Annotated in this window: 20 protein-coding genes; 7 read left to right on the top strand and 13 right to left on the bottom strand. The window is 71.7% G+C overall.

Annotation, left to right across the window (positions count from 1 at the left end; translation table 11 throughout):
• Nucleotides 1-34: 34 nt before the first annotated feature.
• Both OO63_RS15615 and OO63_RS15610 read left to right on the top strand, forming a co-directional pair.
• Nucleotides 35-1,435: an 8-oxoguanine deaminase gene (locus OO63_RS15615; protein ID WP_030360141.1), complete on the top strand. Its 1,401-nt coding sequence runs from the start codon at nucleotides 35-37 to the stop codon at nucleotides 1,433-1,435.
• A 359-nt stretch (nucleotides 1,436-1,794) separates the two neighbouring features.
• Nucleotides 1,795-3,162: a nucleobase:cation symporter-2 family protein gene (locus tag OO63_RS15610; RefSeq protein WP_051810926.1), complete on the top strand. Its 1,368-nt coding sequence runs from the start codon at nucleotides 1,795-1,797 to the stop codon at nucleotides 3,160-3,162.
• A gap of 67 nt (nucleotides 3,163-3,229) precedes the next feature.
• Here OO63_RS15610 and OO63_RS15605 read toward each other — a convergent pair whose 3' ends face one another.
• Nucleotides 3,230-4,096: a chitosanase gene (locus tag OO63_RS15605; protein ID WP_030360143.1), complete on the bottom strand. Its 867-nt coding sequence runs from the start codon at nucleotides 4,094-4,096 to the stop codon at nucleotides 3,230-3,232.
• Nucleotides 4,097-4,449: 353 nt separating this feature from the next.
• Between OO63_RS15605 and OO63_RS15600 the strand changes: the two genes are divergently transcribed.
• Nucleotides 4,450-5,091, top strand: a complete 642-nt coding sequence (locus OO63_RS15600) for a DUF4360 domain-containing protein (protein ID WP_030360144.1) — start codon at nucleotides 4,450-4,452, stop codon at nucleotides 5,089-5,091.
• Nucleotides 5,092-5,209: 118 nt separating this feature from the next.
• Here the strand turns inward: OO63_RS15600 and OO63_RS15595 are convergent, their stop codons facing one another.
• Nucleotides 5,210-7,447: an alpha-N-acetylglucosaminidase gene (locus OO63_RS15595; RefSeq protein WP_030360145.1), complete on the bottom strand. Its 2,238-nt coding sequence runs from the start codon at nucleotides 7,445-7,447 to the stop codon at nucleotides 5,210-5,212.
• Nucleotides 7,448-7,540: 93 nt separating this feature from the next.
• Nucleotides 7,541-8,131, bottom strand: coding sequence for a hypothetical protein (locus tag OO63_RS45415; protein WP_030360146.1), 591 nt, complete (start codon nucleotides 8,129-8,131; stop codon nucleotides 7,541-7,543).
• 252 nt (nucleotides 8,132-8,383) lie between these two features.
• On the opposite strand from OO63_RS45415, the gene OO63_RS15585 reads away from it, so the two are divergent.
• Nucleotides 8,384-10,225, top strand: a complete 1,842-nt coding sequence (locus OO63_RS15585) for an alpha-L-fucosidase (RefSeq protein ID WP_030360147.1) — start codon at nucleotides 8,384-8,386, stop codon at nucleotides 10,223-10,225.
• Here the strand turns inward: OO63_RS15585 and OO63_RS15580 are convergent.
• The 4 genes from OO63_RS15580 to OO63_RS15565 all read right to left on the bottom strand — a co-directional run bounded on the left by OO63_RS15580 (nucleotide 10,176) and on the right by OO63_RS15565 (nucleotide 13,698).
• Nucleotides 10,176-10,964 carry a GNAT family N-acetyltransferase gene (locus OO63_RS15580; RefSeq protein WP_030360148.1) on the bottom strand — a complete coding sequence of 263 codons (789 nt, stop codon included), beginning with the start codon at nucleotides 10,962-10,964 and terminating at the stop codon, nucleotides 10,176-10,178. The two genes, OO63_RS15585 and OO63_RS15580, sit on opposite strands and share 50 nt — an antisense overlap.
• Nucleotides 10,965-10,981: 17 nt before the next feature.
• A complete protein-coding gene (locus OO63_RS15575) occupies nucleotides 10,982-11,560 on the bottom strand; it encodes a TetR/AcrR family transcriptional regulator (protein WP_030360149.1) in 579 nt (192 codons plus the stop codon).
• Nucleotides 11,561-11,570: 10 nt separating this feature from the next.
• Nucleotides 11,571-12,812, bottom strand: coding sequence for a Cmx/CmrA family chloramphenicol efflux MFS transporter (locus OO63_RS15570; protein ID WP_030360150.1), 1,242 nt, complete (start codon nucleotides 12,810-12,812; stop codon nucleotides 11,571-11,573).
• A 139-nt stretch (nucleotides 12,813-12,951) separates the two neighbouring features.
• Nucleotides 12,952-13,698, bottom strand: a complete 747-nt coding sequence (locus tag OO63_RS15565; protein WP_157854008.1) for a hypothetical protein — start codon at nucleotides 13,696-13,698, stop codon at nucleotides 12,952-12,954.
• A 156-nt stretch (nucleotides 13,699-13,854) separates the two neighbouring features.
• Between OO63_RS15565 and OO63_RS15560 the strand changes: the two genes are divergently transcribed.
• The gene (locus OO63_RS15560; RefSeq protein ID WP_030360152.1) at nucleotides 13,855-14,547 is read left to right on the top strand and encodes a S1 family peptidase; all 693 of its coding nucleotides are present in this window, start codon (nucleotides 13,855-13,857) and stop codon (nucleotides 14,545-14,547) included.
• Here the strand turns inward: OO63_RS15560 and OO63_RS15555 are convergent.
• Complete coding sequence (locus OO63_RS15555; RefSeq protein ID WP_030360153.1) at nucleotides 14,507-14,770, bottom strand: DUF397 domain-containing protein; 264 nt, start codon at nucleotides 14,768-14,770, stop codon at nucleotides 14,507-14,509. The genes OO63_RS15560 and OO63_RS15555 overlap by 41 nt on opposite strands.
• On the bottom strand, nucleotides 14,770-15,600 hold the full coding sequence (locus tag OO63_RS15550) for a helix-turn-helix domain-containing protein (protein ID WP_030360154.1): 831 nt from the start codon (nucleotides 15,598-15,600) through the stop codon (nucleotides 14,770-14,772). The genes OO63_RS15555 and OO63_RS15550 overlap by 1 nt, the downstream gene beginning before the upstream one ends.
• A 156-nt stretch (nucleotides 15,601-15,756) precedes the next feature.
• Here OO63_RS15550 and OO63_RS15545 point away from each other — a divergent pair, with 156 nt between their 5' ends.
• Nucleotides 15,757-16,200 carry an ATP-binding protein gene (locus tag OO63_RS15545; protein WP_030360155.1) on the top strand — a complete coding sequence of 148 codons (444 nt, stop codon included), beginning with the start codon at nucleotides 15,757-15,759 and terminating at the stop codon, nucleotides 16,198-16,200.
• A 123-nt stretch (nucleotides 16,201-16,323) separates the two neighbouring features.
• Here OO63_RS15545 and OO63_RS15540 read toward each other — a convergent pair whose 3' ends face one another.
• Entirely contained in the window at nucleotides 16,324-16,998 is a 675-nt protein-coding gene (locus OO63_RS15540) for a helix-turn-helix domain-containing protein (protein WP_030360156.1), read from the bottom strand.
• Between the two features lie 103 nt (nucleotides 16,999-17,101).
• On the opposite strand from OO63_RS15540, the gene OO63_RS15535 reads away from it, so the two are divergent.
• Nucleotides 17,102-18,004: an oxidoreductase gene (locus OO63_RS15535; RefSeq protein ID WP_030360157.1), complete on the top strand. Its 903-nt coding sequence runs from the start codon at nucleotides 17,102-17,104 to the stop codon at nucleotides 18,002-18,004.
• Nucleotide 18,005: 1 nt separating this feature from the next.
• On the opposite strand, the gene OO63_RS15530 is transcribed toward OO63_RS15535, so the two are convergent.
• The 3 genes from OO63_RS15530 to OO63_RS15520 all read right to left on the bottom strand — a co-directional run bounded on the left by OO63_RS15530 (nucleotide 18,006) and on the right by OO63_RS15520 (nucleotide 20,136).
• Nucleotides 18,006-18,461, bottom strand: a complete 456-nt coding sequence (locus OO63_RS15530; protein ID WP_051810911.1) for an acyl-CoA thioesterase — start codon at nucleotides 18,459-18,461, stop codon at nucleotides 18,006-18,008.
• Nucleotides 18,462-18,545: 84 nt separating this feature from the next.
• Nucleotides 18,546-19,214, bottom strand: a complete 669-nt coding sequence (locus tag OO63_RS15525) for a hypothetical protein (protein ID WP_030360159.1) — start codon at nucleotides 19,212-19,214, stop codon at nucleotides 18,546-18,548.
• 328 nt (nucleotides 19,215-19,542) lie between these two features.
• Nucleotides 19,543-20,136, bottom strand: a complete 594-nt coding sequence (locus tag OO63_RS15520) for a histidine phosphatase family protein (protein WP_030360160.1) — start codon at nucleotides 20,134-20,136, stop codon at nucleotides 19,543-19,545.
• Nucleotides 20,137-20,267: the final 131 nt, after the last annotated feature.

Genomic DNA, 20,267 nt, shown 5'->3' with positions numbered 1-20,267 from the left:
CAGCATCTCGCCACTCACCCCTGAAGGAAGCACCATGGCAGCATCGGCAAACCCCGGCGGCGCCACCGCGCGCATCGTCATCGAGAACTGCGCCATCGCCACCGTCGACGCCGACGACACCGAGTACGCCTCGGGGTACGTGGTCGTCGCGGGCAACACGATCGAGTCGATCGGCGCCGGGAAGGCCCCCGAGGGCCTGGAGAACGTCGTACGCCGCGTCGACGGCACCGGCCACCTGGCCACGCCCGGCCTGGTCAACACGCACCACCACTTCTACCAGTGGATCACCCGGGGCCTCGCCACCGACCACAACCTGTTCAACTGGCTGGTGGCGCTGTACCCGACGTGGGCGCGCATCGACGAGGACATGGTGCGCGCCGCCGCGCAGGGCTCCCTCGGCATGATGGCCCGCGGCGGCGTCACCACCGCCATGGACCACCACTACGTCTACCCCAAGGGCTCCGGCGACCTGTCCGGCGCCATCATCGGGGCGGCCCGCGAGATGGGCGTGCGCTTCACCCTGGCGCGCGGCTCCATGGACCGCAGCGAGAAGGACGGCGGCCTGCCGCCGGACTTCGCCGTCGAGACCCTCGAAGGCGCGCTCGCCGCCACTGAGGAGACCGTGCACAAGCACCACGACGCCTCCTTCGGCGCCATGACGCAGGTGGCCGTCGCCCCCTGCTCGCCCTTCTCCGTCTCCACCGAACTCATGAAGCAGGGCGCCGAGTTGGCGCGCCGCCTCGGCGTACGGCTGCACACCCACGGCAGCGAGACGGTCGAGGAGGAGAAGTTCTGCCACGAGCTGTTCGGCCTCGGCCCGACCGACTACTTCGCGTCCACCGGCTGGCTCGGTGAGGACGTGTGGATGGCGCACTGCGTCCACATGAACGACTCCGACATCGAGGCGTTCGCGCGCACCGGCACCGGCGTCGCCCACTGCCCGTCCTCCAACGCCCGGCTCGCTGCCGGCATCGCCCGCGTCCCCGACATGCTCGCCGCGGGCGTCCCCGTCGGCCTCGGCGTGGACGGCACCGCGTCCAACGAGTCCGGCGAGCTGCACACCGAGCTGCGCAACGCGCTCCTCATCAACCGCCTGGGCGCCCACAAGGAAGCCGCCCTGAATGCCCGTCAGGCCCTGCGCCTCGGGACGTACGGCGGTGCCCAGGTCCTCGGCCGGGCGAGCCAGATCGGCTCCCTGGAGGCGGGCAAGCTCGCCGACCTGGTCCTCTGGAAGATCGACGGCATCGGGCACTCCTCGATCGCCGACCCGGTCACCGCCATCGTCTTCGGCGCGGCCGCGCCGGTGACCCTTTCCCTGGTCAATGGCGAGCCGGTCGTCGAGGACGGCCGCCTGCTGCACGTCGACGAGGACGCCATCGCCCGCACCGCGCGGGACGAGGCGCAGCGACTCGCGCGCATCGCCGCGGGGAGCTGACCCCTGGATCTCCGGTCGGGGGGGACGGCCCCCGACCGGACTCGAGCAGCCGAGCGGGCTGCTCGAGTGCCGCCCCGGAACGTGGCCCAAAGCTTCACGTCGCCGGGGCGGTCAGCACTACCTGGGCGCTTCAACAACCACATATCGAGCAAGTCCTTGCATCACGCACCACCTCCCAGAAGCGCGTGCCGGTCCGCAGCCGGCACAGGAAAACAACCGGAGGAGCCGCAGTGGCGTCCAAGCCCAGGTTCACCAAGCAAGGCACCACCCCACAGCCCGAAGGGACCCCACATCCCGAGGGCACACCACAGACGGAGGGGCGACCGCACCCCGTCGACGAGAAGCTCCCCGCCCTGAAGATGGCCACCACCGGCCTCCAGCACGTCGCCGCCATGTACGCGGGCGTCGTCGCGCCGCCCCTCATCGTGGGCGCAGCCGTCGGCCTGTCGGCGAAGGAACTCACCTTCCTCACCGGCGCCTGTCTGTTCACCGCCGGTCTCGCGACCTTCCTGCAGACGCTCGGCATCTGGAACATCGGCGCCCGGCTGCCCTTCGTCAACGGCGTCACCTTCGCCGGTGTCGCGCCCATGCTCGCCGTCGTCGACTCCACCAAGGACAAGGACGACGCGCTGCCGATCATCTTCGGCGCGGTGATCGTGGCGGGCCTGCTGGGCTTCGTCGCGGCGCCGTTCTTCTCCAAGATGGTCCGCTTCTTCCCGCCCGTGGTGACCGGCACGGTCATCACCCTCATCGGCATCTCGCTGATGCCGGTGGCCTTCGGCTGGATGCAGGGCCCGAACCCGGCGGCCGACGACTACGGCTCGACCAAGTACCTCTCGCTCGCGGGCATCACGCTCGTGATCGTGCTGCTCCTGCGCCGCTTCACGCGCGGCTTCGTGAAGCAGATCGCGGTGCTGCTCGGCCTCGTGATCGGCACGCTCGTCGCGATCCCCTTCGACGTCACGGACTTCGGCCCCGTCGCCGACGCGGACGTGGTCGGCTTCCCGACGCCGTTCCACTTCGGCGCCCCGCAGTTCGCCGCCGCCGCGATCGTCTCGCTCTGTGTCGTCATGGTCGTCTCCATGACCGAGTCGACGGCCGACATGCTCGCCCTCGGTGAGATCGTGGACCGCCCCGCCGACGAGAAGACGATCGCCGCGGGCCTGCGCGCCGACACCCTCGGCTCCGCCGTGAGCCCGCTCTTCAACGGCTTCATGTGCAGCGCCTTCGCGCAGAACATCGGCCTCGTCGCGATGACGAAGATCCGCAGCCGGTACGTCGTCGCGACCGGCGGCGGCTTCCTGGTCCTGATGGGCCTGTGCCCGATGGCCGCCTCGCTCATCGCGGTCGTGCCGCGCCCGGTGCTCGGCGGCGCGGGCGTCGTCCTGTTCGGCTCGGTGGCCGCGAGCGGCATCCAGACCCTCGTCAAGGCGGGCCTGGACAAGGACAACAACGTCCTGATCGTCGCCGTCTCCCTCGCGGTGGGCCTGATCCCCATCTCCGCGCCGGAGTTCTACCACGCGTTCCCGGAGACCGCGAAGATCATCCTGGACTCCGGCATCTCCACCGGCTGCGTCGCCGCGGTCGTCCTGAACCTGCTGTTCAACCACACCGGCAGGGGCGGCGACGACGACGAGGTCACGGCGCCGATGGAGCCCGGCGGGGAGATCGCCGAACAGCGCACCTCTTCCGCACCCGCGGGGTCTTCCGCCGCCGGGGCGCACTGACGCGAGCCGCGGCGCCGGGCGGGGCGGGCGGGGCACCCCCCGATGCCCCGCCCGCGCCGGGTGCCGGCTAACCGCCGATGTGGAAGGAGTCCCCGTAGACCTTCCAGTCCAGCGGCGGGTCCAGGTTGAGGTTCTTCTTGTTGAGGAACACGCGCTGCGCGGTGTCCACGCGGCTGGTGTCCTCGTGGGCCGCCTCCTGCTTCATCGCCCAGACGCGGGCGTCGAGGAAGGCGTGCAGGTACGTGACCTCGTCGCCGCCCTGCGCCGGGGGCTTGGCCTTGGTGAGGGCGCGCTTGCGTATGTTGCTGAAGCTGGTGTTGTCGCCGCCGTCGCCGTGCATGACGATCGCGTCGTAGTAGGCGAACTGCCCGAGCGTGCCGATGCCGTCGGCCTTGCCCCGCTTGACCGCGGGGTTGAAGTACACGCGGTCGCGCTCGTCGTTCTGGGCCTTCTGGAACGCCGAGTCCCGCGCGGCCTTCTTCCAGTCCTTGGTGAAGTTCGGGTCCAGGCCCTCGTGCGAGTCGCTGCCGTCGACCTCGCGCAGCGCGGGCAGGTACTTCGCCAGGACGTTGCCGGGCTTGCGCTGGGTGTACAGCTCGACGAGGTCGAGCATGTCGCCGGTGCCGGAACAGAAGCCGATGATGCCCGCCGTGTAGCCGCGGCCGTCGTCGATGTCCTCGATGTAGCCGTACTGCGCCTTCCAGTCGAGCGAGGAGTTCTCCGCGCTGGAGACCAGCTTCATCGCGATCTCCTTCTTCGCCGGGTCGTCGAGCCCGGCGGCGGAGACCGAGGGGGCGGCGCTCGCGGGTGCCGGGTCCTGCGCGGCGCCCGCGGTCTGTGTCAGGGCCAGGGAACCGGCGACCAGGGTGGCGCCGACCAGGCCGATCACGGCACGTCGCGTGGTGCGCCCGTGGGGGGAGCGGTGAGCGTGCAACGGGTCCTCCAGGTGGGGGAGTTCAGCGTTCCGCTGTTCTGTTAGGAAGGTTTCCTACCAGAGTTTGAGGGTGACGTATACCCGTCAAACGAGAGTCGTCGGATGTGTACCGCTCAACTACCTCACGGGCCGCGCGACATCGCCCAGACATGGCCGGACATCGACCTAGTCGCTGCTCACGCTGGTCCGTACTATCCCATCACCCTCAGCCTCCGCTCATCGCCCGCGGGCCGCTCGTGGCCCCCGTGCGAGGGCTGAGTCAGTTCCTCCCAGCACCGCTACATCCCCCACCTCACGGTGAACCGCGCCCTGCGCGCGTCGCGCCGTGGGCCGAAGCAAGAATTGGGAGAACCATGTCCGTTGCACTGCTCGCCGGGGGCGCCTTGGCCGCCCTGATCGGCGCGGGTCTGCCCGCGCAGGATCCGACGGGTATCACCGACCCGCCGCCGGACAAGATCGTGATCGACGTCGCGACCGTGAATGGTTCGGGTTGCCCGAGAGGGACGGCCGCCGTCGCCGTCTCCGAGGACAACACCGCCTTCACCGTCACCTACAGCGACTACCTCGCCCAAGCGGGCGGCAACTCCGCCCCCACGGCGTTCCGCAAGAACTGCCAGCTCAGCCTGGTCGTTCACGTCCCCCACGGCTTCACCTACGCGATCGCGAGCGCCGACTACCGCGGCTTCGCGTCACTGGAGAGGGGTGCCAAGGGCACCGAGAAGGCGTCGTACTACTTCCAGGGCTCCCCGGACACGGGAACCAAGTCGCACTCCTTCAACGGCCCGGTCGCCGACAACTGGCAGGCCACCGACGAGACCGAGGTCACCCAGCTGGTCTGGGCGCCCTGCGGCAAACAGCGCAACTTCAACATCAACACCGAGCTGCGCGTCGACCTCGGCACCTCGGACCGCACCAAGACCAGCTTCATGACGATGGACTCCACCGACGGGGACATCAGCACCATCTACCGCGTGAAGTGGAAGGAGTGCCCCTGATCGTGCCCGGGTGAGGCACTGACCAGTTCCTGGTGAGGGTGCCGCGCCCGCGGCGGAATCCTGCTTCCGTCCGTCGTGGGCGCGGCGACTCCCCGCCGTCGTGAGCCGCGGGGCCGCGTCAGTCGGCCCTGTCGAGCGCGGCGCGCACCTGCTTCGCGATCGCGTACGTGTCCCCGGTGGGGCGGACCGCGAGCCGGCCCGGCTGCCGGGTCCAGCGGTCCTCCAGGTCGAACCAGTCGATGTCCTGGGGCGTGCGGCCCTCGTCGAGTGCGGCGCGCAGCTCGCCGAAGTACGTCTTCCAGCGCAGCCGGTACAACCCGCCGACCAGGCCCGCCCACTCCCGGTTGGCGTAGTCCTTCAGGCCCGCGTCGGCCCCGGCGCGGGTTCCCCACACGGTGAGCAGCGACAGCTGGTCGTAGGCGAGCCGGTCCCGCTCGCGGGCGTCGGCGCCCCAAGCCCGGGCGTCGGCGAGCGCACGGCCGAGCAGGTGCCGGGCGTCGGTGGCGACCAGGCGGTCGAGGAGGTCGATCAGGCCGAGCCAGGTGCGGGTCAGCTTCTCGAAGCGGGCCGTGTCCCGCCGGTCGTACGCGTCCTTGACGCGCGGGAGCAGCACCCGGCTGCGGTTGGACAGGGCCTGCCGGGCCACGTCGAGCAGATCCCGGCGGTACGCGGACGACCCACGCAACTCCCGTCGCACGGCGAGCAGTTCATCGAGCGCGGGCTCGAACTCGGCCGCCTCGTACCGCAGCGCCTTGGGCGACCAGGAGGCCGCCGACGTCACCGTGAGACCGGGGCGCGCGCCGAACAGGCCGTCGGCGCCCTCGGCCCACGTGTCGGCGCGCGTGGTGCCGTAGGCGGTGCGGCGCAGCACGTCCCAGGCGGCCCGCGCGTGCGGATCGGCCGCTCCGTAGCGGGCCACCGACCAGGTGTCGAACCACGCCTTGAGGTCCAAGTCGCCATCCAGCCAAGGCAGTTCGGAGAACAGGGCGAACGCCGCCGGGTTGTTGTCGGCCGCCTCCGGCATCAGCGCGATGCCGCGCAGGGTGCTGCCGTCCTTGGTGCGCCACTTCTCGTAGAGCTCCGCCCAGTCCGGCGTGTTCGCGCCGAGGACCGTGTGCCCGCCGAAGTTCCAGATCGAGCCGAAGGTGTACGGGGTGGAGCCCCAGTCGGACTCGCGGTCGGTGACGGTCGGGAATCGGTCGCTGAGCCCGTCGACGACGAGCATGCGGGACTTGTCGACGGCGTCCGTGATCTCCTTCGACGGGTTGTGCTGCCAGCCCAGGATCACCCAGAGGGCGTCCGGGTGGGCTTTCCGCAGCGCCTTCTCGACGCTCTTGGCGGCCTCGCCGACCGGCACGTCACCGGGCTTGCCGCCCTCGTGCAGCAGATCCATCTTGTACATCGTCGACGGGCCGAAAAGATCGTCCTGCACCCGGTAGAACGCGGCGGCCACGCGCGCGAACGCGTCGGTGCGCGGGTCCAGCCAGTCCGGCCGCGCGAACCCCACCCAGTCGCCCTGCGGCACCGTCCGCGCCCCCGGGTTGCGGTCGGCGAACCCGGGCGGGACGGTGCCGAAGTAGCCGGGGAGCACGGGCGTCATGCCAAGCTCACGGGCCCGGTCGGCGATGCGGCGGCCGAGGCGGGCGCGCTTGGTGAGCAACTGCCCGGACACGGGGTGCGGGAAGGACGACATGTTCTGCAGCAGCCACCACGGCTGGTGCGCGGGGCCCGGTATCCAGGCCCGCAGCTCCTCGTCGTCGTACCCGAACTCCTGAAACGTCCGGTGATAGACCGCGTCCGCCCCGGCGTACACCAGGACTTCGTTGTAGCCGTGCAGGGCGAGTACGTCGAGTTCGTGCTCCCAGTAGGTCCAGTCGGCGTAGGCGTTCACATAGCCGTCGTTGGTGTCGTTGAGCACGAAGCGGTGCGGGACGTCGGCGCGCCGGGTGACGGGGGCGGCAGGGGCGGGGAGCGTCGCGGGCAGGTCGAGCTGGCCGCCCGCCCAGGTGATCGAGGCGTGCGCGGTGTGCTGCAAGTAGTGGCGCAGGCCGGTGAGTTGGACGCCCGCAGTGGGTCCCGACACGACGATGTGACCGCGCTTTCCGGACACCCGGAAGACATCGTCGTCGCTCGGCACCGTCTTGAACGCGATCTGCTCCCAGTGGTCGGGCAGCAGCCGCCGCGCGGCCGCGGTGGCCGCCGCGGCGGGTCCGGTCCCGGTGCGCGTACGGACCGACGTGCCGGGCGCCGGGCCGCCCGCTCCGCCCCGGGACGAGTCGGGCGAACAGGCCACGGCCGCACCGGCCGTGCCGGCGAACGCGGTCAGGACGGTACGGCGGCGGGGCGGATGCGGCATGCGGGGCTCCGTGGGTCGGGGCGGGCGGCGAGTACCGAGGTGACTCTTGCCCGGCCCCGCACCCTTGCGTAACCCTCGGGCCGTAGCTTTCGCTCAGGCTGCGGGCTGCGTTCGCCGGAAGTAGTCGTTGCCGCTGCCGTCCGGCCAGGCGAAGGTCAGCTGCCCGCCGCTGAGCCGGGCCGTTCCCGCCGCCGACTCGCCCATGCAGGTCGCCCGGATCACCATCGCCGATGTGATGGTGCCGGGGCAGGACTTGCCGCCGGACGTCATGCTCATCGAGGTGCCGTTGACGGTGAGGACGATCAGCCGCCCGCCGGTGCCGCGCCGCACGTGGTACCAGGTGCCCTGCACGGACTGCGGCCCGGCGGCGTCGGGGCGCGCGGTCTTCTTCGGGGGGACGGCGGGGGCGCTCGCGCGGGGCCGGGTGGGGGTGGCCGCGGCGGTGGGGGTGGCGGGGCGCGTCGGCGTGGGGGTCGCCTTCTTCGTACGGGCCGGGGTGGGCGACGCGGTCTGCTCGGCGCCGTCCTTCGCGCCGCCCCTGCCGGGGGTCTTCTCCGCCGGTTCCACGGACGCCGTCGAACCCGACGAGCCCTTGTCCCTCTTCTTGCCGTCACCCCCGCATCCGGTCAGCGCGAGGGAGAGCGCGGCGGCGACGCAGGTGGCAACGGCAGGTATTCGGCGCACGGAGAAGTCCTGAATTCCGGTTCTGGTGGGGGGACTCGGAGGAGCCTGCCACACGCCTGATCGCCAGATCCAGGGCCGCGAAACATGTTCCCGGGATTAGTTCGGCTGCACCCCGGACCACCTCGATTCATCGGATCAGCAGGCACCGTACGTCCCAAACTGGCCCCCAGGAAGGTCTCGTTCCTCCCATTGACATCGGATGTATCTGCTCCTACGTTCCGCAGCGTTCCGACAACGAACAGGAGCCCGCACATGCGTCGAAGAGTCCCCACGCTCGCCCTGCTCCTCACCGCGACCCTCGCCGCCACGGCCCTCCCGACGGCCGCCGCCGCACCCGCGCGCCCCGCACCCGCCCCGCCGGGTCCAGCCGGTCCCGCCGAGGGCCCCGGAACCGACCACGCCACGGACGACCCCTTCACCGCCGACCGCACCAACTGGTTCCGCCAGGACCGCTTCGGCATGTTCATCCACTTCGGCGCGTACTCGAACCTGGAGGGCGAGTACCAGCGACCCGACGGCACGGTCTGCCGCAACGCCGAGTGGATCCAGCGCCAGTGCAAGATCCCCAAGGACGCCTACGAGAAGCAGGCCAAGGCCTTCGACCCCGCGGAATTCGACGCGAAGGCGGTGGTGAAGGCGGCCAAGGACACGGGGATGAAGTACATCGTCATCACGTCCAAGCACCACGAGGGCTACGCGATGTGGCCGACGAAGGTCAACTCCTGGAACCTGCGCGACCATTCGTCGTTCGACAAGAGGCGCGACATCCTCGCGGAGCTGAAGAAGGCATCCGACGAGGCGGGCATCAAGCTCGGCTTCTACTACTCGATCTGGGACTGGCACGACCCGGACTTCCCCGACCCGGCGGCCTTCCCGAAGTACGAGAAGCGCATGTACGCCCAGCTCAAGGAGCTGGTCGACACCTATGACCCGGCGCTGCTGTGGTTCGACGGCGAGTGGGACACCGAGGACCCGCACAACCCGTGGACCGCGAGGGACGGCGAGCGCCTGGAGTCCTACCTGCGGGGCCTGAACCCCGACCTCGTCATCAACAACCGGGTCGGCAAGCGCCGCGTCACGGACGGCGACTACGGCACCCCCGAGCAGGAGATCCCCGACGCCCCGGTGGACGGCCAGCTGTGGGAGTCCTGCATGACGCTCAACGACAACTGGGGCTTCGCCCGCTACGACCAGAACTGGAAGTCGGGCACGACCCTCGTCCACAACCTGCTCGCCACCACGTCCCGCAGCGGCAACTACCTCCTGAACGTCGGCCCCGACGCACGCGGCCGCATCCCGGGGCCCTCCGTCGACCGCCTCAAGGAGATGGGCACCTGGCTGCGCACGGCGGGCCAGGGCGAGGCGGTCTACGGGGCGCGTTACGGCGGCCTGGTCGAGGAGCCGCAGTGGGGCGCGGTGAGCCGCAAGGGCAACAAGCTGTACGCGGCCGTCACGCGCTGGCCCGGGGCGGGCAAGCCCCTGCACCTCACCGCGCGCGCCGACTTCCGCGTCAAGTCGGCCCGGGTGCTAGGCAGTTCGCAGCGAGTCACCGTCACCAAGGCGGGCGACGGCTACGACCTGACGCCCTCCGGCGACGCCACGAACCCGACGGCCACCGTCATCGAGCTGACCGTGGATCCCGGCCGTGCGGCCCGCCCCGGCAAGGGCACGGGCCTCAAGCAGGAGATCTTCGACAACGCGGATCTTTCCGGCGCCCCGAAGGTGACCCGCACCGACCCCACGGTCAACCACGCCTGGAAGTTCGGGGGTTCACCGGACGCGTCGATCTCCTCGGACCGCTTCGGCATCCGCTGGACGGGTTCGATCGAGCCGCGCCGCACGGAGACGTACACGCTGACGACGGTCTCCGACGACGTGGTGCGGGTCTGGATCGACGGCAGGCTCGTCATCGACTCCTGGAACCCGCACGAGCCGAAGGTCGACAAGGCGCAGGTGCCGCTGACGGCGGGCAAGCGCCACAGCATCCGCGTCGACTACGCGGAGAACACCGGTGAGGCGCACATGAAGCTGCTGTGGTCGAGCCCTAACCAGCCGCAGCAGATCGTGCCGTCGACGCAACTGCGTACTCGGTGAAGCTGCCGAGGGCGGCGAAGCCGAGCCTCCGGTAGACCGGCTCGCCCTCGGGCGAGGCCTGGAGGACCGCCGTGGTGGCACCGGCGTCGCGGGCCGCGTGCAGCGCGGCCAGCGTGATCGCGCCGCCGTGGCCGCGGCGGCGGTCGGCGGCGAGCGTCGAGATGTTGTAGATCCCGGCGACGCCCGCGTGCAGGAACGCCTCGGCCGTGCACACGGGCCGCCCGTCCGCGTACCCGACGAGGTAGCAGGCCGGGCAGTCGGCGGCGAGGGCGGCGTCGGCGACGGCGGCGTAGAACGCGCGGACCGTGGCGGCGGGCGGATCCCAGTTCGCGGCGAGGATCGCGGCGTACGCGGCGAGTTCTTCGGCCGTCGTCACGGGCCGGATCTCCAGGCCGACGGATCGCGCGGGCGCGGGGGCGGCGTCGAGGTCGAGCCACATGCCGGTCTCGGTCCCGGCCGCGTCGAGCCCGGCCGCCGCGAGCCGGTCGCCGAGGTCGCCGGGCGTGGACGCCGGGCCGACCCACCAGGAGAAGGTGCGCCCGGTGGCGGCGAGACGCCCGACCGTCGCGGCGATGCGGGCGTCCGCCGTCTCCGGGGTGAACCGCGCGGCGGCGACGATGTTGAAGGTGTCGTCGTCGATGCCGCTGTCCGCGACGAACAGGTCGTCGGTCTCGGTGACGGTGGCGCCGGGCAGGTGCCGGTGCAGATGGCCGGCGTGCGCGGCGAGGTTCGCCTCCATGGCGGCGAGCAGGTCGGTCACAGCCGCTCCAGGGTGTCGTCGACGGTGGCGACGAGGACATCGCGGTCGTCCTGTACGCGGCCGAGGACACGCAGGCCGTAGTACGTGCTCTGGACGAGCCGGGCCACGGCGCGGGCGTCCCGGTCCGCCGGGATCTCGCCCGCGTCCTGGCCCTCCTGGACGACCGCGCGCACCTCGTCCTCGACCCGGGTGAAGTTGCGCCGCACGACCCGCTTGACGTCCGCGTCGAGCCCCGCAAGCTCGATGGCCGCGTTGATGGCGAAGCAGCCGCGCCCGTCGTCGGCGTCGAGGTCGCTGTCGACGGAAGTCAGCATCATCGCGCGCAGCCGGTCCTTGGCGGTGCCGGGACCCTGGAGCCGCTCGATCTGCGCGCCGGTGACCGTCTCGTAGTAGCGGTCGAGGGCGCGCAGATACAGCTCGCGCTTGCCGCCGAAGGTGTTGTAGAGGCTGGACGGGCCGAGGCCCGTGCTGTCGCACAGGTCGCGCGTGGACGTGCCCTCGTACCCGTGGCGCCAGAAGGTCTCCATGGCGGCGGTGATGACGCGGTCCTCGTCGAACTGTCGTGGCCTGGCCATGGGCCGGAGCCTACCGGTTTTGGAATACCTTTTCAAAACTGGCGGGGTCGGCGGCGGGGGTGGTGGCAGCCGAAGGCGTCCGGCCCTGCCCGCCCCGCGCCGCCGTAGCCCGCTCGAGGCGTCCCGCCCACAGCGCCCCCGCGCACCCGAGCACCGCGAGCCCCGCCCCCACCCAGGCCACCGACGTGTACCCGTACCCGGCGTCGATGGTGAGCCCGCCGAGCATCGGGGCGAGGGTGTTGCCGACGTTGAACGCGGCCGTGTTGGTCGCGCCGACGAGGGTGGGCGCGTCGGGGGCGAGGGTGAACACCCGTGACTGGAGGGGCGGGTTGGTGACGTACCCCGCCATGCCGAGCAGGAAGATGAGCACGAGGACGACGGCGATGGCGGTGTCCGCCGTGAGCGCGAGGGCCGCCGAGATCACGGCGAGCCCGCCGAGTCCCCACCCGAGCGTGCCGACGGCGTGCGCCTGCGCGGTGCGGCTGCCGATGAGCAGGCCGAGCATGCCGCCCGCCCCGAACAGCGCGAGCACGGCGGGCACCCAGCCCTCGCCGAGGCCGCTCTCGTCGGTGAGGAGGGAGGCGAGGTAGGAGAAGGTGACGATGACCGCGCCGAAGGCGAAGCCGGTGATGGCGTACGAAAGCCACAGCTGCGGCCGCTTCATGCCGCGCAGTTCAGCCCGCACGGACGGTGCCTCGCGCGCGCCCCGGCCGCCCGGCACGGCGAGCACGGTCGCGGCGAGGCTGACGGCGGTCGCGGCGGCCACGGCCCAGAAGGCGGCGCGCCAGCTCGCGGACTGGCTGAGGACGGTACCTGCGGGGACGCCGACGATGGTCGCGAGCGTCAGGCCGCCCGCGACGAGCCCGACGGCCTTGCTCTTGGCCTCACTTGGCACCAGTGCCACGGCGGTGGCGACGGCGACGCCCCAGAACCCGGCGTACGCGAGCGCGCTGACGATCCGGGTCGCGAACAGGACGCCGTACCCCGGCGCGAGGGCGCCCACGACGTGTCCCGCGATGAACACGGCCTGGAGCAGGACGAGCGCCGTGCGGCGCGGCCAGCGCAGCGTCGCCACCGCGAGCAGCGGCGCGCCGACGACCATGCCGATCGCGAACGCCGAGATGAGCAGGCCGGCGTCCGGTATGGAGACACCCAGGTCGTCGGCCATGCCGGGGAGCAGTCCCGACAGCATGAACTCCGATGTTCCCTGGGTGAAGATGCCGAGCGCCAACACGTAGACCGCGAGCGGCATGGAGGTCCCTCCCTGGTGGTGTCTGGTGGTCGTGACGGGGGCGCGACTCGTTTTGAATCAGTCGCTTCAAAACCCGGACGGACCTTAGCACGTTCTGAAGCGAGTGCTTCAGAACGTGCGGGGAGGGGTGCTTGCTCTGCTAGCGCGCGTCCTTGGGCGGTTCGCCGGTGGCGCGCAGGGCTTTGGCCGCGGCGCGGGCCCGGGCGGCGCGGTGGCGGTGTGCGGCCGCTTCCCGGGCCCGGTGGCGTTCTCCGTGGTTCTGGGCGAGGGCGTCCTCGGCTCTGGCCAGTGCCTCGGTCGCCGCCACGGCCCGTTCCCGAAGCAGGCCGGCCCGGGCCTGCAAGGCCTTGAGCAGCTCCGGGCCGCGCGCCGCCATCTCCTTGGTGGTGGCGTCCGTCTCCCGGTCGACGGCGTCCTGTTCGCGCTGGTCCGCCGCGTCCGAGCGGCGCAGTGCCGCCTCGCTGCGGTCCAGGCGTTCCTGGCTGGCCGTCAGCAGTTTTCGGGAGCGCCCGATGTGCTCGTACGAGCGCTGCCGGATGCTGGGAGTCGTCTCACCCGCCGCGCGACGCCGTGCGTCCAGGTGCTGCTCTTGAGCGGCGAGCCTGTCCTGCCATGCGTCTGCGGCGGCTTCGCGCTGGTCTGCGGCGGCTTCGCGCTGGTCTGCGGCGGCTTCGCGCTGGTCTGCGGCGGCTTCGCGCTGGTCTGCGGCGGCCTCGCGCTTGTCCGCAGCGGCTTCCCGCTTGTCCGCGGCGGCCTCACGGCTGTCGGCGGCGGCTTCGCGCTCGTCGGGCACCTGTTGTCGTCCATCGGCGGCTTGCCCGTGCGCCTCTTCGGGTTGTGCGCGGTCGCTCGTCCGGGACGGTTCTTCCGGCGGGTCGGTGCCCATGCTGTCAGTATGCCCGGCCCCGAGTGCGCGCTTCCGGATCCCCGCCTCCGGAATCCGGCGGAAAGGGGTGCGCCGAGACCCGTGACGGGCCTGCCGGACTTCGCAACAATGCCCACGCCCGCCCATGCGCGCATCCCCACCCCCACAGGAGGCCCCATGAGACTCCGGCTGATCATCGCCCAGTTACTGTGCGCCGCCCTGGCGGCCCTCGGCCTGCTCGCCGCCCCCACGGCAACCGCCGCCCCCGCCCCCGCCTCCGCCCAGACGGCGATCCGCGGCGGCGACGTCCTCTACTCCGCGAGCGGCCGCTGCACGGTCGCCTTCAACGTCAGCAACGGCACGCGCTTCTACGGAATCATGGGAGGCCACTGCGGCACGGTCGGCACCCAGTGGTTCGCCGACCCCCGCCTCACCGTCCCGGTCGGCGTGACCGAGACCGTCGTCTTCCCCCGCAGCAGCTACGCCCTCGTGCGCTACACGAACACGAACCTGACCTACCCCAGCGAGATCAGGGCCGGAAGCCAGATCATCCGCATCAACCGCGCGCCGCAGCCCGTCGTCGGCCAGCAGATCTGCCGTACGGGCCCGACGACCGGCATGCACTGCGGGACCATCCAGTCCCTGAACGCCACGGTGACCTTCCCGCAGGGCACCGTGTACGGCCTGATCCGCACGAACGTCTGCGCCGAGCCCGGCGACGCGGGTGGCCCCGGATTCGCCGGGGACGCGGCGCTCGGCATCGTCGTGGGCGGCAGCGGCAACTGCTCGTCCGGCGGCACGACGTTCTTCCAGCCGCTGCCGCCGATCCTCAACGCACACGGCCTCCGGGTCGGGTACGCGCGTACGTGAGGAAGTCGGCCCAGGCGCTCGGTTCCAGGGCGAGTTGGGGGCCTTGGCGGTTCTTGGAGTCGCGTACGTGGACGGCGGCGGGGCAGGTGGCTACTTCGACGCAGTCGCCGTCGGTGCCGCTGCTGTAGCTGGACTTCCACCAGGACAGGGCTACTTCGACGCAGTCGTCGCCGTCTCCGCCGCTGTAGCTGCTCTTGAACCATGCCAGTTCGGAGGTGCCCATCATGCTCCTCGCATCCGCTCCAACAGGCCCACCGAGTGCTCGAACGAGAGGGCCTGTGAACGCATCCTGGCATACCGCTTCTGGAGCACGCTGATCTCTTTCGGGTCGGAGATGAGCTGTCCGCCGCGCTGCCCCTCGCAGTATGCGAACCAGCGATTGTCCGCGCTCTCAAGAAGCTGGACGGGTCCGTCCAGCCCGGCGTGACTCTCGCGGACCACAGGCATGATCTGGATCTCGATGTTGCGCCGGGCCGCCAGGCCGACGATGTGGTCGATGAGTTCCCGGGTGACCTCGGGCCCGCCCACGTTCCGCAGGAACACATGCTCTTCCAGGATGAAGCCGTAGGCCGTGTTCGGCCGCTCCGTGAGGAGCTTCTGGCGTTCGATGCGCGCCGCCAGTTGGGCCTGGATCTGCTCGTCGCCGAGCGACGGCAACCGGTTGGCGAACACGGCCTCCGCGTACGCGGGCGTCTGCAACAGCCCAGGAATCACCCGGCATTCGTACGTGTAGAGGGTGATCGCCTCCTGCTCCAACTGGGCCCACTGGCGGAACCAGGACGCCAACCCCCGCTGACGCGACAGCTGGTTGGCCACCAGCCGCAACGTCCCGAAGGCGTCCAGCGTGACCTCCACCTGGTCGACGAACCGCGGCGGCGGAAACCTCCGCCCCTGCTCGATCGACGCCACGAAATGCGTCGAGTAACCGATCTCCGGAGCCAGAGCCTCCTGCGTGTACCCGGCCCGCTTGCGAAAGCTCTTCAGTGCCGCGCCGAAGGCCTTGAGCCCGTCGGTCGGCTCGGGCTCGTTCGTTCCAGGCGTGCTTGACGACATCACGGGTCTCCCCAGACGCTTGCGTACCGTTCCCCGCCAACGCGCCCATGCTCACGGACAGTTACCCGTACTGTCCACACTTCGCACCCGTACACTTACGCAGCGTACGAGTTCTGGAGCTGCCGTTGGACGACAGTGCAGGTCACGGTGGGTGCCATGCCACTCCAGGTGCAAACCCCCACACCAGTACATACGTTCACGCAGCGCATCAGCGCCACCCCGCGAGGGGCCCGCCTGGCCCGCAGGCTCGCCCGGTACCACCTCGACGGCTGGGGCATCCCGTACGACAGTGAAATGTCGGACGCGGTGGCGCAGGTGGCGGCGGAGCTGGCGGCGAAAGCGGCGACGCACGGCCGCGTGGCGGGCAGGGACTTCGAGCTGCGCCTGCTGCTCGTACCGGACGGCGTACGCGTCGAGGTCACGGACACGTGCACGGAGCGCCGCGTGCCGGAGCACCCGGAACTGCCCGGTGCGGAGGCCGAGTCGGGGCGGGGCCTGGTCCTGGTGGCGGCGCTGGCGGCGGAGTGGGGGGTGGCGGAGCGGGCGCCGGGGAAGACGGTGTGGGCGCGACTGCGGCATCTCAGCCCGTCCGGCGTTTGAGGACGAGGCGCGGAGCGCCGATTCGGGGGAGGACCGTCCCACCCGAAGGGGACACCCACCCTGGGGTCCAGGGGCGGAGCCCCGGTTTCGGAGAAGGGGCGGGACTGGGGCGCCCCGCGAAGGCTAACGCCCCCGCACCCGCACCCCCGCCTGAAACCGGGAGGTGGCCCCCACGGCGGCCATCAACCCGGCCACCCGCCGCCGATACGTCCGCAAGGACATCCCGAGCCGCCGAGCGGCGGCCTCGTCGGTGAGCCCGGCGGACAGCGCCCCCAGCACCGACCGGGCCTCCTCGTCCAACTCGGGCAGCGCGGCCGCCCCCAGACAGTCGGCGACGTCCTCGGCGGCCTCCCACGTCGCGTACAGCAGCGAGTGGATGCCCTCGACGACATCGGCCGCCCGCACCACCGTGTACGTACGGGGACCCCGCGCCTCGGACCCCGCGAGGATCGCCACCCGCCGGTCGACGACGATCGCCTCCCGGGCGAGCGGCGCGGCCGAGATCCGCACCTGCGCGCCGGACGCGGCGATGGCCGCGAGCCGCCGCTCCGAGTGCGGGTCGCCGAGGGCCCGCCGCGTGTACACCTTGCGCATCGCGAGCCCACCCTCGCGCTCCGGCCGCAGCGGCGGCCGCTTCCCGTCGGCGAAGGCGGCGTTCACGCCGCCCGACCAGGTGACGAGGTCGGCGGCCCCGCACAGGAACTCCTCGCGGGCCGAAGCGAAGAGGTCACCGGCGCGCCGCACCAGTTCCTCCTCGCCCCGCAAGGTGACGAAGCCAGCCGCTTCCCCGTGCCCCATGTCCCCGTTCCCCTCCCCGTGCCCCGACCGGGACAGCCTCCCCGAACTGGCAACAACGTGCCACTCGCGCCCTCACCGGCCCCGGCGCCCCCAGGATGTGGCCATGCCGAACACGAACGACCTGCCCGCCGCCGTACCCGCCTCCGCCGCCGGAACCTGGCTCCTCGGCGGCGACCTCCCCGTACACCGCATGGGCTTCGGCGCGATGCGGCTGCCCGGCCGCACCTGGGAAGGCCCGGCGGGCGACCCCCGCGCCGCCCGCGCCGTACTGCGCCGCGCCGTCGAACTCGGCGTCAATCACATCGACACGGCCGCCTTCTACTTCTACAAGGACCTCTCCGCCAACACCTTCATCCGCGAAGCCCTCCACCCCTACCCCGACGACCTGGTCATCGCCACCAAGGTCGGCCCCGACCGCGACCCGGACCACAACTGGCTCGGCGCCGCGGGCCCCGCGAAGCTCAAGGCTGACGTCCACCGGAACCTGCGCGAACTCGGCCGCGACCACCTCGACCTCGTCCACCTGCGGTTCCTCGGCGCGGACGGTCCCGGCGACGGCCGCTTCGAAGCCCTCGCCGAACTCCGCGAACAGGGCCTCATCCGCCACCTCGGCGTCAGCAACGCCACGCCCGCGCAGCTCGCGGAGGCCCAGGCCGTCGCGCCGGTCGTCACCGTCCAGAACAGATTCAGCCCCGGCCACCGCGACGCCGACGCACGCGCGATGATCGCCCTGTGCGCCCGGCAGGGCATCGCCTACGTGCCGTTCTTCCCTCTCGGCGGCGCGGGCGCCCCGCACATCGCGGGCCTGGCGGCCGTCGCCGACCGGCACGGCGCCACGGCCGCGCAGGTCACCCTCGCCTGGTCGCTCTCCGTCTCCCCGGCGATGCTCGCCATCCCCGGGACGTCGTCCCTCGCCCACCTGGAGGAGAACGTCGCCGCGGCCGGGCTGCGCCTGGACGCGGCCGACCTCGCGGAGCTGACCGCCGACCAGCCGCCGACCGGCTGAGTCAGAGGCCGAGCACGCGCGGGTCCGACGCCAGCAGCCTGAAGTACTCCCTCGGGTCCGCCACCATCTTCCGCTCCTTCAGGTCCAGCAGGCCGCCGAGCCCGGAGACCGTCGCGGCCACCTTGCCGTCCGCCCGCACGACGGTCTGCTCGATCCGGAACGTCTTCCGCTCACCCCACACGAACCGGCAGGTCACCTCCACCTCGTCCCCCGCCCGCAGCTCGCTCCGATACCGCACCGTGTTCTCCAGGGCGACCGGGCCGACGCCCTTCCCTATGAGGTCCCGCTGCTCGATGCCGGCCGCCCGCAGCGCCGACCAGCGCGCGTGCTCCGCGTACTGCAAGTACACGGACTGGTTGAGGTGTCCCTGCGTGTCGGTTTCGTACCCGCGGACGCTGATGCCTACGGAGAACGGCTCGGACGGAGAGTGTGGAGTCTGCGGAGTGTGCTGCGACACGGCTTTCCCTTCAACTGCAACGGATGTCATCAGGTTGAACACCAACAGCCTTTCGACGCGCGGCATTCCGGCCACCGCCGAATCTCATCCCCTCCGGGGCGACACCAGGACATACCGCCCCGGCCCGCCCGCCGCTCCCGCCGTCCCGGCCGTGCCCGGCGCCGTCCGCTCGCTGTGCTCGCTCACCTGCCACCCCGCCCGCTCCAGGGCCTCGGCGCAGGCCCTGACTCCCCCCGGGGTCGGCTCCCGCACCGCCACCGCGTCCGGCTGCGGTGTCGCCGTCACGCGATAGCCCTCGCGGCCCGGTCCCGCCGGGGTGCGGCCCGCCGCCTCCAGGGCTATCGCGGCCGCCTGCACCAGGTGCGCGCGCTCCCACGCGCACGGTCTCTCCCGGTCGGCGTCCGCGTTCGTCATCCGGCGCATCTCGACGAGGCCGAGCCAGGCGTCCCGCACCTCGCGCCGCCGCGCGGGGCCTTCCGCCGCGGTGCTCCCGGCCTCCGTGCCCGTGCGGGCCGCGAAGACGCCCGGGACCGGCTCCACCGGGGCCGTCTCCGGGACCGCCCACTCCGGCTCCTCCCGGACGCGGTGGCCCGCCGGGGTCAGGAAGTACGCGTGTGGGGGGCGGGGGTGGCGGAAGGCGAGGCGCAGCCGTACGAGGGCGGTCAGCTGGGCCTCTGTGCCGCTGAGGCGGCCCGTGACCGGGTCCGCCCCCGCGATGACGCGGCGCTGTGCGGGTGTCGTGGGCTTGGCCATGCCTCCGATGGTGCCCGGTGGCACTGACATCGGCCCTGCGGGGCCTTCCCCAACCCCGCCCCTTCCCGAACCCGGGGGCTGCGCCCCCGGACCCCCGCTATCGGCGCTCCGCGCCTCGTCCTCAAACGCCGGACGGGCTGATACTCACCGGCACATTCCCAGCCCGCCCCGGCAACGTCTCAGCCCGTCCGGCGATTGAGGACGAGCCGCGGAGCGGCGATTCGGCGGAGGCAGTCCCACCCGCACGGGACACCCACCCCCGGGGGCCCGGGGGCAGCGCCCCCGGTTTCGGGAAGGGGCGGGACTGGGGAGCCCCCGGCCAGCCCTCTCACGGCCGCACGTTCCACGTGGCGAGCACCGGGCGGCCGTGTTCGTAGCTGAGGCGACTCACGGTGCCGGTGGCCAGCTGGAAGTGGGCGCCCGCCGACGGAGGGAAGCCGAGGCGGCGGGCGGTGAGGACGCGGAGGAAGTGGCCGTGGGCGAAGAGGACGACGCTGCCCTCGGTGTTGGCGAGGGCGGCGTCGACCTTCGCGAGCATGCGGTCGGCGCGCTCCCCGACCTGTTCGGGGGTTTCGCCGGGATGCTCGGCGGGGCCGGGTGCGACCCCGTCCGTGAAGAGGAACCAGTCGGGCCGGGTGCGGTGGATCTCGACGGTGGTGACGCCCTCGTACGCCCCGTAGTCCCACTCGGCGAGGTCGGGGTCCACACGGGCACCGCCGAAGCCCGCCAGCTCGGCGGTCTCACGCGCGCGCACGCGCGGGCTCGTGAAGGCCGCGTCGACGCGGTACTTGCCGAGGAGGGGTGCGACGGACCGCGCCTGGGCGCGTCCGTTTTGCGTGAGAGGGATCTCCGACCAGCTGGTGTGCTGCCCCGACAGGGACCAATCGGTCTCGCCGTGACGTACGAGGAGAAGATCACCCATGGCTTTTGCGGTCCTGTTCCGGTCGGCGAATCGTCAGCCCAGCGTATGTATACGAAGCGCGGACGCATGGGGGTACCCGCCTTGGGATAGCGATGTGCCCAGGCCATCCCCCATTGAAGTCGAAGGGTGTT

Origin of the sequence: Streptomyces alboflavus, from assembly GCF_000716675.1 — a bacterium.
Lineage (GTDB): Bacteria > Actinomycetota > Actinomycetes > Streptomycetales > Streptomycetaceae > Streptomyces > Streptomyces alboflavus.
The sequence above is the reverse complement of the archived record's forward strand: the minus strand, read 5'-3'. Positions and strand labels throughout refer to the sequence as shown.